This window comes from Alcaligenes sp. NLF5-7 (assembly GCF_024266725.1).
GTDB lineage: Bacteria > Pseudomonadota > Gammaproteobacteria > Burkholderiales > Burkholderiaceae_B > Alcaligenes > Alcaligenes phenolicus.
The window spans coordinates 1,069,424-1,081,895 of the sequence record NZ_CP100755.1; the positions used below are offsets into that span (position 1 = coordinate 1,069,424).

Here is a 12,472-nt window from a genome sequence, read left to right on the forward strand (position 1 = left end):
TTTTCGCAGGAGCGGCCATGTCCCGAATCAGCATCTTCCACTGACCCGCACCGCCCGCCACCAGGGCGGTCCGACGCCGCGGCCGGCTGACCGGCTGCCACTTCATCCACCCGCTGGGGTTCAATCCCCGGCAGGGGATTGCCTCGGCCATCCTCTGCTGGAGGAATCCCATGTCCCATTCCAACAACCCCTTCGTCCGCGGCTACGATGGCCTGTCCGTGCAACGGCTGCTGGCGATTTCCTACGACGACGACTGCCCGCTGAGCTATCTGCCGCTGCACGTCTCGCAGTCGCACCTGCCGGACAGCCAGGTCGAGCGCCATGCCTGCGTCTTCTGCGACGACTTCGCGCTGATCACGGAAGGCCAGAACGTGCCGCCCGAGCTGGACGCGCAATGCCGCAGCCACGGCATCGCCCGAAACCTCGTCTACGCCGTCATGGCCGAAGAAGCCGGCCAGCCGCTGCACGTCGGCGATACCTACTCCGAGGAAGCCGCACGCGAGGTGGTGCGGCGCCTGCGCTTCGAGACCGGCTTCTACAGCCGTGCCTGGGAAATCAGCTCGGCGCACATCACCGAGGAGGCCGGCCGCTATCTGGCCAACCTGGCCGACATCGCCACGCCGAGCGGTTTTCTGTTCATCGCCTTCCGCATTCCCTACAGCCCGGCGGTCGGCGTGAAGCTGATCGCCACGCCCTGGACGGATGCGAACGTGCAGCAGGTCGAGGGCATCACCGCCGAAGAACTGCGGCAGGAGCACCGGGCCAAGGGCATGCCGGAGTCCCTCGTGGAAGTGTTGCACCTGGCTGCGCTCGCCGACGTTCGCATGTTGGTGTTCGATGCCGGCGCGCCCGTGCTGGACGGACTGACGCTCTACGACGACGAGTAACCCCCTCTTGAGCCCCGTGCGGGGCTCTTCTTTTCCGCGGAACGCGGTGCCGGCGCGTTGCCGATTCCAGGCGGACGGCCGCCGCCATGTGCCGCACGCTGGCCGCATGTTCGCTGGCGTTGCCGGCAGCATGCCCAGGCAGTCGAGACCTTCGAGACTGCGGCGCGGTTCGCCGTGCTGGTTGTTTCGTTCTCCGGGCGCACCCGCGTCCATCCACCTCACCCTCAAGGGACAGACCTCCCTTGCGGGCGGGAGTCCCTTGGTTGCCACAAGGAGTCTCCCCATGGATACCCAAGCCATCCGCGCACAGATGCCGACGCTCGTTGTCGGTCATGTGCCTTCCAACGTCCGTTCGTTCAAGTTCAACATCTTCGACGGCCAGCCCAAGGTTTCGACGCTGGGCTTTCACATTGACCCGAAGCCTTTCGAGGGCAAGGTCATCGCCACCACCGACGAGGCCATCGTCGTCAAGACGGGACGAGCCGAGTTCGCGGTGCTCGATCGAACGCTCGTGACCGAGGTGCCCGACGAGGGCGCCAAGGTGCAGGTCGAACCCTATGTCAGACGCCGCTTCGACGGTCAGCGGGCGGACACGCCCGAGGAGCAGACCGAGTTCACCGCCGACGGCCAGCCCTACACGGTGAAGCGGTTCGTGCTCGGTTCCGCACCGGCGAAGCTGCCGATCCCCGAGCCGCGCTGCCCCGAGCTGCAGGAACTGATCGACCAACTGGAGCAGTTGCCCGCTCCCGACGGCTTCCGGCGCATCACCCACATGCTGGTGGATGCCGGTGCGCGGGACATCACCTGGGTCGATCCGCTGCCCGCCGACATCATCCGCACGCCGCCGGCCATCGGCTTCACCGTCGCCACGACGAAGTTCCAGGGTTGCGTCACCGTGCTGTATGAGCGTGGCCTCGACCTCTACGCGGTGGAGCTGCGCCGCGACGGCGAGCTGATTGAACGGGTCGATGAGGTGTTCTTCGACACCCTCGGCGAGACGCTGGAACGGCTGATCGACGACGGGAGCTGGCGCCGCATCCGAGTGCAGTGCCTGTTGTCGGGTCGCAAGGCTGTCCGGCACTGATCTCCCAGCAGCTTCCCGCCTTCGCGGCGGGAAGCCTCTCTTCCTGCATCCCTGGAGATCACACCCATGACTGTTCGATTCAAAGGCACGGAGCTGCGGCCCGTGCTCGCCGAAGCGGTGGCGAATCAATGCCGCGTCATCCTGGTCAAGGATCAGGGCGTGTACTTCCTGGCCGAGCGCGGCGAGCGCCGACCCGATGGTCGCCAGAAGACCATCGCCTATGCCGCTGGCTGCAACCCGGATGTCGATGCGTTCGATGACTGGTGGGAGCTGGCGCGCGCCGAGTTCGGCGGCGATGACTTTGGCGAGTTCTTCGATCCGAAGGAGGGCGTGTTTGCGTGCATCCTGCACAGCGAGGACGATCTCGACGTGTCCGCCACCGCGACACACCTGTCGCTGCAGGCGGTTCCTTCCGCGCCCAGCGGTAACTGACCGCCCATCCCTGGCCCCCGCTCCGGGGGCCTCTTTCTTCCCGGCAATGCGGACAGCCGCGAGTGCCAATTACCGCTCGCATGCGCGCCGCCCCGGCGCCACGCTTCCGCCCATGTTCCGCTGACGTCCGTCAGCGACATGCCCAGGCAGCCACGATCTTCAAGGCTGCGATGCGGTTCCGACCGCGTTGATCACCCCAGTTCGCACCGGCATCCATGCGCGAACGGCCATCGGTTCTCGATGGCGATGCCACCAAGCTGTTCCATCAACCCACGCGGGGGTTCCACACCTTCCCCGCCTTGGGTCGGGTGTGTCTCCGCCTCATTGTTCTCAGGAGATTCACCATGACCACTTCCACCGAAAAGTCCTACTTCGATCTGCACATCACCGGCCTCGGGTATCTCAATCGCATCCGCGAAGTGAAGCCCAAGAAAGGCGATGCGTTCCTGGCCTGCGACATCGCGGCTCTGAACGGTCCCAGCGATGACGTCTCGTATGTGCGTTTCGACACGCGCGTATCGGGTTCGGAAGCGCAGCACCTGGTGCGCCGCTGCATTCAGGCGGTCGACGCCGAGAAGAAGGTGATGATCGGCTTCCGCCTGGGCGACCTGTGGGCCGACACCTTCACCTACTCCAAGGGCAAGCGTGCCGGCGAGCAGGGGGTGAGCCTCAAGGCCCGCCTGCTGTTCGTCAGTTGGATCAAGGTCGACGGCAAGCTCGTCTACAAGGCCGAACCCAAGCCGACCGAGACCGACGAGCGCGACCCGGAAGTCCCTGTGACGTCCGACGCGCCCGCCGCGCAGCAAGCCTCGGCACCGGAGCCTTCCAAGCCCGACGCCGATGCTGCCGACGACGCTGCCGATGCCCCCGCATTGGCCGTTGCCGAGTCGTTCTGATCCGCAAGGCCCCATCCCCGGGGCCTTGTCTTCTCTTCGTCAGCAGGAGACCTTCATGATCACCATCCCCGGCCAACTGGCCATCAAGACCATCCACGGCAGGAACGGCGACTTCAACGTCGGCCGCCTGGCGACCTCGATCGGCGAGTTCGTCGTGAAGAACGCCGAACTCGATCAGTACCGCGAGGGCAAGTACGACGGTGATTTCGTCATCGTCGAGATTCGCCCCTCCACGTACAACGCCAACGGCCGCATGGTCATCGAGATCCGCGCCCATCTGGGCGGGATGACACTGTCCAACATCGACGCCCTGAGCCGCGACGAGGCCCGCCGGCTGAGTCCGCAGGAAGTCGATCCGATCGACGAGGAAGCGCAGACGCCCGCGCCGGCAACGCCCCCGGCCAAGCCGAAGGCGAAGTCGCGCAGTCCGCGTGATCCCCTGGTCGATACCACGCCGTTCGGCAGCGAATCGGCTCCCGTGTCCGCTGCGGCCTCGGCCGAGGCAGACGACGCGGTGCTGTTTGGTGCCTTGTGGCCCCTGGGCGAGACCGTGAAGCTCGATGCGACCGTGGATCGTCGTGTGCTGCGTCAGCAGCGCGACCGTCTCGACAAGCTCGGCTACGAGTTCGCTCCGTTGTCCCAGGACTGGCACCTCAAAGCTGCCTGATCCATCCGCCGCCTTACGCGGCATTCCGCCACCCGCCGGGGTTCTCCCCCGACGGGGAGGGCTCCGGCCTTTGCTTCAAGGAGACCCTCATGGGCTGGACCTTCGTTCGTCAGACGCGCGATCAGTTGATCCGCGAGCTGCTCGCTCCGCAGGCGTCCGAACGCGCTTGCTGCGAAGTCATCGACCACACACTGGACGGCGACGTTCTGTGGACCGTGGTTCGCGTCACCGCCAGGCAGGCGGGCGTCATGGGCCTCGCGGCCGGTGAGTCCGTCTGCTACATCGGCTGCCATCTTCTGGAAAGCTCGGGCGGCGATTGGGGCTACAAGTCCCTCGATGAGTCCGTGCATCCGTACTACTACTCGTGCCCGCTGCGCTATCTCGACATGGCGCCGGTGCAAAGCTCCGAGTGGCGCGAGCGGGTTCACCGCTTCCACGCGGGGCGCGCTGTCTAGCGGCACGCATCTTCCTTCACCCAACCGGGGCGAGCACGGCCCCGCGGGCTGTGGTTGCTCCTTCTTTTCCAAGAGGACATCACCATGCCTGCACCTTCTTCCGCGAAACCGCTGTACCGCATCGACGAATGCCCCGACCTCATGGCTGACGGTTGCGTCGGTGACGAGCAGGGCAATCTCGTCTTTCTCTCGATCTGGGCGCGCGACACCGCCGTTCAGGAGTTCCTCGCCCGCCTGACCCTCGGCCGGGACGAACAGGGACTGGATCAGTTCCACGTCATCACCGAGCAGGGCGCATCCATCTCGGTCTTCGTCGGCAACGTCGAGAACCTGGAAAAGCGCATCACCCGCGCCTATCGGCGAACGCTGTTCGGTTCGCTGACGAACGTGTGGCTGTTCGATCGTCGCTGCGTGAAGCCAGACAAGGCCAACGCCAGCGCGCTGGCGCTTCTGCCCAGGGATTCCGCTCACCGGCTCGACCGGCTGTGGACGCTGGTGCAGGACACCTGCCCGCTGCCACTGCTCGACCACTGGCGCGACACCGTGCTGGAGCTGTTGCAGACACGGCGGATGCTGACCGGTCTTCCCTTGGCCCTCGGGCCGCTGGAAGGCCATCGGCTGGCCCTCGATGTCCCGGCGCTGACGAAGGCGTTGGGCGAGCTGATCCGCAACGGCACCCTTGGCGCCACGCAGTACGAACTGGCCGCGAACGCACCGCTTCGGCGTGTGGCGTGAGCCATCCCCACGGGCATGCGCGCCGCGCGTGCCCGCCTTCCCTCATCCATCACCAGGAGAAATCCATGGCACTCATGTTTCCGCGCCTGGCGCGCAATTTCATCCGTAACGGCTACTTCCCCACCGACGAGCCGACGCTGGAGCGGGCCTTGTCCGCACTGGTGCCGTCTCCCGGCTCCATGTCCCTCCTCGATCCCTGCGCCGGCGAAGGCGTGGCGATTGCCGAAGCCGCCCACGCCCTCGGGCGCGAGCAGGTCCAGGCCTTCGCCGTCGAGTACGACGCCGAGCGTGCCCGCCACGCACGGCAACTTGTCGATCGCTGCATCCAAGGTGATCTGATGGACACGCTGATCTCGCGCCAGTCCTTCGGGCTGCTGTGGCTGAACCCGCCGTATGGCGACCTGAGCAAGGACGTGAACGGCAACATCGGCTATCAGGGCCAGGGCCGTGCGCGGCTGGAAAAGCTCTTCTATCAGCGCGCGCTGCCGCTGCTGCAGTACGGCGGCGTGCTGATCTTCATCGTGCCGTCCTACGTGCTCGACGCCGAGCTGGTCGGATGGCTGACGCGCCACTTCGCCGACCTGCGCATCTACCGTGCGGTGGAAACGCAGTTCAAGCAGGTGGTGATCTTCGGTCGCAGGATTCGTCAACGCGACCAGGCGTCGGAGTCGGCCAAGTCCTTGCGCGGTCTGCTGCTGCAGATCGGACAGGGTGACGCCGAAGCCGAGGAGCTGCCGCCCGAATGGCCGTTCCTGCCGTACACCGTCCCTGCCAGCCCGGCCGAGCCGGAGCACTTCTATCGCGTGACGATGGAGCCCGAGCAGTTCGCCGATGAAGTCGGCCGGCTGCAAGGACTCTGGCCGGCGCTCGATACGCACCCGGGGGCCGCGCAGCAGTCGCTGCGTCCGCCCGCGCGGGCCTTGTCGCACTGGCATCTCGCCCTGGCCTTGGCCGCAGGCGCGATTTCCGGCGTAGTGACGTCCAAGAGCGGGCGCGTGCTCGTCGTCAAAGGTGACACCCACAAGGAGAAGATGCTCCAGACGGAATACACCGAACGCGACGACGGCTCCGTGGCCGAGACACGCATCCTCACCGACAAGTTCGTGCCGGTCATTCGTGCATGGGACTTGACGCTGGGCTCGCCTACGTGGGGCGAAGTGCTGACCATCCGCTGATCGCTGTTCCCTGACGGTTCGCCGTCGCTTTCATCCACCCACCGGGGTCACGTTGCCCCGATGGGGTGCCGTGGCCCCTTCTTCCAGAAGGAGAAACCACCATGGCACTCGCAGTCCTCAACCTCGGGTCACAAGCACGCTTTTCGCCAGGGCAGGTGGTCATGACCGCCGGCGTCGACGAGCTGGTCCGACAGGGCCGGCTCAACCCCTCGCCGTACCTGCGCCGCCATCTTCATGGCGATTGGGGCGACCTGGACGACAGCGATCGACGGCAGAACGACGCCGCGCTGCAATCCGGTGAGGATCGTCTGTTCTCGTCCTACCAGGTCACGCGCGACCTGAAGCTCTGGATCATCACCGAATGGGATCGCAGCGTCACCACACTGCTGTTGCCCAGCGAATACTGATCCAACATCCAGCGGCCTCGCGCCGCTTCTTTCTTCCCACCCAGGGGCATGTCACCGCCCCGTGGGGGAGGTGCATGCCCCATTGCTTTGGAGCATCACCATGTCCCTCGATCTCGAAACCGTTCCCGAAACCGCTGTGCAGGGCGACCTGCTCGAAACGGCTGCTTCACCCCTCACGCTCAGCCTGCAGGACTTCGTATCGGAGTTCGGCGACGAGCTGCTCGACTCGCTCAACCGCGCCAATCCTCCGGTCTACACCGGCCAGGTGCGGGTGCATCGGCAACTGATCCTCGCCGCGCTCATGCGCAAGCTGTTCCCGGCGCAAGCCGATGTGGTCCATGCCGTCACCGAGCTACTGGTAGACCGCGGCGAACGCGCCGCGATCGTCAATGGCGAGATGGGTTGCGGCAAGACGACGGTGGGTATTGCCACCGCCGCCGTGCTCAACGCCGAAGGCTACCGCCGCACCCTGGTGCTCTCGCCACCCCACCTGGTCTACAAGTGGCGGCGCGAAATCCAGGAGACGGTGGCCGGTGCCAAGGTCTGGGTACTCAATGGCCCGGACACGCTGGTCAAGCTGCTGAAACTGCGCGAGCAGTTGGGCGTGCCGGCCCAGGGCCAGGAGTTCTTCGTCCTGGGCCGCGTGCGGATGCGGATGGGGTTCCACTGGAAACCTGTCTTCGTTCGGCGGCGCACGCCTCACGGCGACGTGGGGGCCTGCCCGGATTGCGGGCATGTCATCACCGACCTCGACGGCGAGCCGATCAACCCGGTCGAGCTGGAAGCCGAGGAGTCCCGCCGCAAGTGCAGCCACTGCCGTGCACCGCTGTGGTCGTTGATCCGTCCCAGAGGCCTGTCCGCCAGCGACCAGTCCTCGACCGTGCTCAAGGCACTGAAGCGTATTCCAACCATCGGGGAAGTCACCGCGCAGAAGCTGATGCAAAAGTTCGGTGACGCCTTCCTCGCGTCGATGCTCGGGGACAACATCCACGAGTTCATCAACCTGATGGATGGCAACGGCGAGCTGGTCTTCTCGGACCGGCAAGCCCACCGGATGGAACGCGCGATGGCCAACATGGAGTTCGGCTTCGGCGAGGGCGGCTACCAGCCGTCCGAGTTCATCAAGAGGCAGCTTCCCCAAGGCACGTTCGACCTGCTCATCGCCGACGAGGCGCACGAGTACAAGAACGGCGGCTCCGCACAGGGCCAGGCCATGGGCGTGTTGGCGGCCAAGGCGCGCAAGACGCTATTGCTCACCGGCACACTGATGGGCGGCTACGGCGACGACCTGTTCCACCTGCTGTTCCGAGCCCTGCCGGGGCGGATGATCGAAGACGGCTACCGGCCGACGAAGAGCGGCAGCATGACGTCGGCCGCGATGGCGTTCATGCGCGATCACGGCGTGCTCAAGGACATCTATTCCGAGAGCACGGGCACGGCGCACAAGACGGCCAAGGGCACCAAGGTATCGGTGCGCACGGTCAAGGCGCCGGGCTTCGGTCCGAAGGGCGTGCTGCGTTGCGTCCTGCCGTTCACGGTCTTCCTCAAGTTGAAGGACATCGGTGGCAACGTGTTGCCGCCCTACGACGAGGAGTTCCGCGAAGTCGCGATGGACACGGCGCAGGCCGCGGCCTACCGCGATCTGGCCGGTCGGCTGACCCAGGAGCTGAAGCAGGCTCTGGCGAAGCGCGACACGACGCTGCTCGGTGTAGTCCTCAACGTGCTGCTGGCCTGGCCGGACTGCTGCTTCCGGTCGGAAACGGTGGTGCATCCGCGCACGCGCAACACCTTGGCGTTCGTACCGGCTCAGTTCAACGAGCTGGAGGTGATGCCCAAGGAGCGCGAGCTGATCGAGATCTGCAAGCAAGAGAAGGCGGAAGGTCGCAAGACCCTGGTCTATTCGGTCTACACCGGCACGCGCGATACCACGTCGCGTTTGAAGGTGCTGCTGGAGCAGGAAGGCTTCAAGGTTGCGGTACTGCGCGCGAGCGTGGATGCCTCCCGCCGCGAGGACTGGATCGCCGAGCAGTTGGACCGTGGTATCGACGTGCTCATCACCAATCCCGAGCTGGTGAAAACCGGCCTGGACCTGCTGGAGTTCCCGACCATCGTGTTCCTCCAGTCCGGCTACAACGTGTATTCGCTGCAGCAGGCCGCCCGGCGCTCATGGCGCATCGGCCAGAAGCAGCCGGTGCGCGTGATCTACCTGGGCTATGCCAACTCCTCGCAGATGACCTGCCTGGGGTTGATGGCCAGGAAGATCATGGTCTCGCAAAGCACGTCGGGAGACGTACCCGAGTCGGGCCTGGATGTTCTGAACCAGGATGGTGATTCCGTCGAGGTCGCACTGGCCCGGCAGCTTGTCACGGTCTGATCCATGTGCCCATGCCGGTGGCCCCTCGGGGTCGCCGGCTTCTTTCCACGGCCCTTCGGGGCCGTTTTTCTTGGGCGTATGACAGTCTATGGCGCTGCCCAGCCATGTATTCGGGCGGGCGTCAGTGCGTTTTGTTTGCTGCCCGCAGGCCAAGCGGCGGCGATGGTGAGCGCTCCGTGTTCCAGGGAAGCGCCCTCCATGCAACCATCCATCCGCACTGTTCACCGCCTGGCCCTCGCCGCTGGCTTGCTGGCAGGCAGCCTGTTGGCCGCCGGCTGCGCCACGACCGCCGCGTCGTCTGCGCCAGCGGTGCCGGCCGCATCGCCAACCGCCGTCGCGCCGGAGCCGGGTTTCGTTCCGGTGGCCCGCTACGGCCGCTACACCCTGGTCGAGCTGGTGCCGGAACCTTCGCAGCGTGATCTCTTGCAGCAGGCGGTGGAGGTTTCGATTCCGCCCATGCTCGATGCCAGCGTGGGCGATGCCATGCGCCATGTGCTCCTGCGCTCGGGCTACCGGCTCTGCGATGCGGTCGAAGCCGCCACGCTCTACGCGCTGCCGCTGCCTGCCGCACACCTGCGCCTAGGCCCGCTGATGCTGCGCGATGCCTTGCTGACCCTTGCCGGCCCCGCCTGGGAGCTGTCGGTCGATGACTTGACCCGCCAGGTCTGCTTCAGCCGGCACGGTGCTCCCACCTTCCTTTCCGCCAACCCGCCCGGCACCGCCACGCCCGTACCGGACGCCGACCGGCCCGGGGAGATGCAGCCATGACCTTTCCCCAAGCGCCATCCGAGCGCAATTCCCGCACGCGCTGGCTCAAGGTCGCCGCGGCCTTCTGGCTGGTCCTCATCAGTGCCGTGGCACTCGTCAACAGCGTCGGCCTGTCGCGGCTCGCCGAACAGACCCAGAGCAGCGCACAGGATGCGCAGGTCAATGCGCTGGGCCTGCGCGTGGCCGATCTCGAACAACAGGCCGATGCGGACAAGCGCCGGCCGGCGCCGATCAGCCAGGCCGAATTCGCCACCGCGCGGCAGGCGCTGGACGAACGGATGACGCGCCTCGAAGAGGCCGATGAGGCGAGGGCCTTGGCCGTCGACCTGCAGACGCTGCTGGCGCGCGTGAACGCAATCGAAACCCGCCTGGAGAAAACCCGGCAGGTGGCATCCGCCGCTCGCCCGCGCACTCCGGTTGCGACGAAGCCCAAGGTGCCGGAGCCGCCGTTCCGGGTGCTCGGCGTGGAGCTGCGGGGAGGCGAGCGCTTTCTGTCGATCACCTCCACCGCCGCGGCCTCGCTCGCGGGCGCCCGGCTGCTGCGCCAGGGCGATGCCGAGGGCGGCTGGCAACTGCAGTCCATCGAGGCGCAGGCGGGCGTGTTCCAGGTGAACGGCCAGACGCAGCGCGTTGCGGTGCCGTAGGAGGTGCCATGACCCCCACGCTCACTTCGTTCGCAGCCCCCCGAGGGGGCTTCAGCCTCCTTGAGGCGGCTCGGCGGAGGCTGACCATGAACCTGCGGCCGTTGCTCGCTACCGTCGTTCTGTTCGCCGCTTTCGGCGCATCCGCCCAGCCGGCCCCGGTGACGAACTCGCGCATGGTGCCCGCCCAGGTGCAGCCGGGCGCTGATGCCGCGCTCGACGAGAGGCAGGCGCGGGAGTGGGGGCTTCAGCCCGAGGAGTGGGCACGTTACCGCCAACTGATGCAGGGGCCGCTCGGGGTCTATTCGCCCCAGCTCGATCCGCTCACGGCGCTGGGCATCGAGGCCCGCAGCGACGAGGAGCGCAGGCGCTACGCGGAGTTGCAGGTGCAGGCCGAGGCCCAGCGCGTCGGCAAGACGCTGGCCTACCAGCGCGCCTACGACGCGGCGTGGCAGCGCCTGTTTCCCGGCCAGCCGCGCGTGAGCCTGCCCGGCGCCAAGGCGCAGGGTGCCGGCAACACCGGCTCCGGGCGCCTGGCGGTCTTCGTCAAGGCCGACTGCGCACCGTGCGCGCAGCGCGTGCAGCAGTTGCAGGCGGCCGGCACGGCCTTCGATCTCTACATGGTCGGCAGCCGTCAGGACGACGCGCGCATCCGGCAGTGGGCCACCCAGGCGGGCATCGACCCGGCCAGGGTGCGCGCCCGCACCATCACGCTCAACCACGATGCGGGACGCTGGCTGTCGCTCGGCCTGCCCGGCGATCTGCCGGCCGTGGTGCGCGAGGTGAACGGCCAATGGCAGCGGCAATAGGTGCTCCGGGCCGGGAGCACCGGCCATCCCGCGTCGCCATCCGCTGCGCCGGCGCCGTGCTGCTGCTCACCAGCGGCGGCTGGGCGTTGGCCGCCCTGGCGCGGGAAGTGCCGCCGCCGGCCTATCAACTGGCGGCGCACCGTGCAGACGTGCCGGCGGCGGTGCTGTACGCGGTGGCCTTGCAGGAGAGCGGCGCCATGCTGCGCGGGCGCCTGATCCCCTGGCCGTGGACGCTCAACGTCGCCGGCTCGCCACAGCGCTATGCCAGCCGCGCCGAGGCCTGCGCGGGGCTGCACCGTGCGCTCGCCCACACGCCGGCCAATCGCATCGATGCCGGCCTCGGCCAGGTCAATCTCGGCTACCACGCGCATCGCTACACGCAGCCCTGCGAGCTGCTGGACCCGTACCGCAACCTCGCCATCGCTGCGGAAATCCTGCGCGAACAGCACACGCCGGGCGAGGACTGGCTGCTTGCCATCGGCCGCTACCACCGGCCCGCCGGCGGGGCACCCGCGGCGCGCTACCGGCGCAGTGTGCATCGGCACCTGACCCGCGTGCTCGACCCCGACGTTCCCGTTCCAACCCTCCAGGCCACCACGCCATGAACCACATCGTCCTCATCGCCACCATCGGGCTGCTGCCCACGACCACCGTCTTCGCGCAGACCGCCTCTGCGCCGTTGATCGTCGTCGAAGACCGCGGCGGCGACTCCGCGCTGCCGTACTACCAGTCGCTGAATCCTCAGCCGGATCAGGCCACACCGCCGGCCCCGATGCCGGCCCCTCGCGTTGGCAATGCGGCCGACGCCGAAGCCGCCATGCTGCCGGTGCGCTCGACGCAACTGTCGCCGGGCGAGGTGCAGCGCCGCGTCAACCGGGCGCCGGGCCTGACGGCGCTGTTCCTGATCGGCGACGACGAGCGTTCGCGCGCCTGGCTGCGGCAGCGGCAGACCGCGCTGCGCGAGCTGCAGGCCGTGGGCCTGGTGGTCAACGTGGAGTCGATGGCCGCGCTGACGGCGCTGCGCAGCCTGGCTCCCGGCCTGAGCCTCTCGCCGGCCTCCGGCGACGACCTGGCCCAGCGCCTGGGCCTGCGCCACTACCCGGTGCTCATCACGTCCACCGGCGTCGAGCAGTAGGTGCGCA

16 protein-coding genes are annotated in these 12,472 nt (G+C 67.3%); 15 read left to right on the forward strand and 1 reads right to left on the reverse strand.

What is annotated here, in order from left to right; genetic code table 11:
* Positions 1–170 precede the first annotated feature (170 nt).
* The 3 genes from MID00_RS05050 (at position 171) to MID00_RS05060 (ending at position 2,403) form a co-directional block, all read left to right on the forward strand.
* Positions 171–887 carry a hypothetical protein gene (locus MID00_RS05050; protein WP_033986204.1) on the forward strand — a complete coding sequence of 239 codons (717 nt, stop codon included), beginning with the start codon at positions 171–173 and terminating at the stop codon, positions 885–887.
* A gap of 283 nt (positions 888–1,170) precedes the next feature.
* On the forward strand, positions 1,171–1,971 hold the full coding sequence (locus MID00_RS05055; RefSeq protein WP_023124354.1) for a hypothetical protein: 801 nt from the start codon (positions 1,171–1,173) through the stop codon (positions 1,969–1,971).
* Between the two features lie 66 nt (positions 1,972–2,037).
* Positions 2,038–2,403: a DUF3085 domain-containing protein gene (locus tag MID00_RS05060; protein WP_023124353.1), complete on the forward strand. Its 366-nt coding sequence runs from the start codon at positions 2,038–2,040 to the stop codon at positions 2,401–2,403.
* A gap of 130 nt (positions 2,404–2,533) precedes the next feature.
* On the opposite strand, the gene MID00_RS20605 is transcribed toward MID00_RS05060, so the two are convergent.
* Positions 2,534–2,656, reverse strand: coding sequence for a hypothetical protein (locus MID00_RS20605; protein WP_302329848.1), 123 nt, complete (start codon positions 2,654–2,656; stop codon positions 2,534–2,536).
* 91 nt (positions 2,657–2,747) lie between these two features.
* Between MID00_RS20605 and MID00_RS05065 the strand changes: the two genes are divergently transcribed.
* The 12 genes from MID00_RS05065 (at position 2,748) to MID00_RS05120 (ending at position 12,465) form a co-directional block, all read left to right on the forward strand.
* Positions 2,748–3,299 carry an STY4534 family ICE replication protein gene (locus MID00_RS05065; RefSeq protein ID WP_023124352.1) on the forward strand — a complete coding sequence of 184 codons (552 nt, stop codon included), beginning with the start codon at positions 2,748–2,750 and terminating at the stop codon, positions 3,297–3,299.
* Positions 3,300–3,354: 55 nt separating this feature from the next.
* Positions 3,355–3,966 (forward strand): DUF3275 family protein, encoded by a 612-nt coding sequence (locus MID00_RS05070; protein WP_023124351.1) that lies wholly within the window; start codon positions 3,355–3,357, stop codon positions 3,964–3,966.
* A gap of 89 nt (positions 3,967–4,055) precedes the next feature.
* A complete protein-coding gene (locus MID00_RS05075; RefSeq protein ID WP_013982123.1) occupies positions 4,056–4,421 on the forward strand; it encodes a hypothetical protein in 366 nt (121 codons plus the stop codon).
* An 84-nt stretch (positions 4,422–4,505) separates the two neighbouring features.
* On the forward strand, positions 4,506–5,156 hold the full coding sequence (locus MID00_RS05080) for a hypothetical protein (RefSeq protein ID WP_034031706.1): 651 nt from the start codon (positions 4,506–4,508) through the stop codon (positions 5,154–5,156).
* 65 nt (positions 5,157–5,221) lie between these two features.
* Positions 5,222–6,331, forward strand: a complete 1,110-nt coding sequence (locus MID00_RS05085) for a DUF6094 domain-containing protein (protein WP_254499810.1) — start codon at positions 5,222–5,224, stop codon at positions 6,329–6,331.
* 101 nt (positions 6,332–6,432) lie between these two features.
* Positions 6,433–6,738 (forward strand): hypothetical protein, encoded by a 306-nt coding sequence (locus tag MID00_RS05090; protein ID WP_013721855.1) that lies wholly within the window; start codon positions 6,433–6,435, stop codon positions 6,736–6,738.
* 100 nt (positions 6,739–6,838) lie between these two features.
* Positions 6,839–9,112: a helicase-related protein gene (locus MID00_RS05095; protein ID WP_172965167.1), complete on the forward strand. Its 2,274-nt coding sequence runs from the start codon at positions 6,839–6,841 to the stop codon at positions 9,110–9,112.
* A gap of 198 nt (positions 9,113–9,310) precedes the next feature.
* On the forward strand, positions 9,311–9,880 hold the full coding sequence (locus tag MID00_RS05100; RefSeq protein ID WP_254499811.1) for a PilL N-terminal domain-containing protein: 570 nt from the start codon (positions 9,311–9,313) through the stop codon (positions 9,878–9,880).
* Positions 9,877–10,524, forward strand: coding sequence for a hypothetical protein (locus MID00_RS05105; protein WP_254499814.1), 648 nt, complete (start codon positions 9,877–9,879; stop codon positions 10,522–10,524). The genes MID00_RS05100 and MID00_RS05105 overlap by 4 nt, the downstream gene beginning before the upstream one ends.
* Before the next feature lie 86 nt (positions 10,525–10,610).
* Positions 10,611–11,330, forward strand: coding sequence for a TIGR03759 family integrating conjugative element protein (locus tag MID00_RS05110; protein WP_016851990.1), 720 nt, complete (start codon positions 10,611–10,613; stop codon positions 11,328–11,330).
* Positions 11,315–11,935 (forward strand): lytic transglycosylase domain-containing protein, encoded by a 621-nt coding sequence (locus tag MID00_RS05115; RefSeq protein ID WP_254499816.1) that lies wholly within the window; start codon positions 11,315–11,317, stop codon positions 11,933–11,935. The genes MID00_RS05110 and MID00_RS05115 overlap by 16 nt, the downstream gene beginning before the upstream one ends.
* Positions 11,932–12,465 carry an integrating conjugative element protein gene (locus MID00_RS05120; RefSeq protein WP_011805427.1) on the forward strand — a complete coding sequence of 178 codons (534 nt, stop codon included), beginning with the start codon at positions 11,932–11,934 and terminating at the stop codon, positions 12,463–12,465. The genes MID00_RS05115 and MID00_RS05120 overlap by 4 nt, the downstream gene beginning before the upstream one ends.
* Positions 12,466–12,472 lie beyond the last annotated feature (7 nt).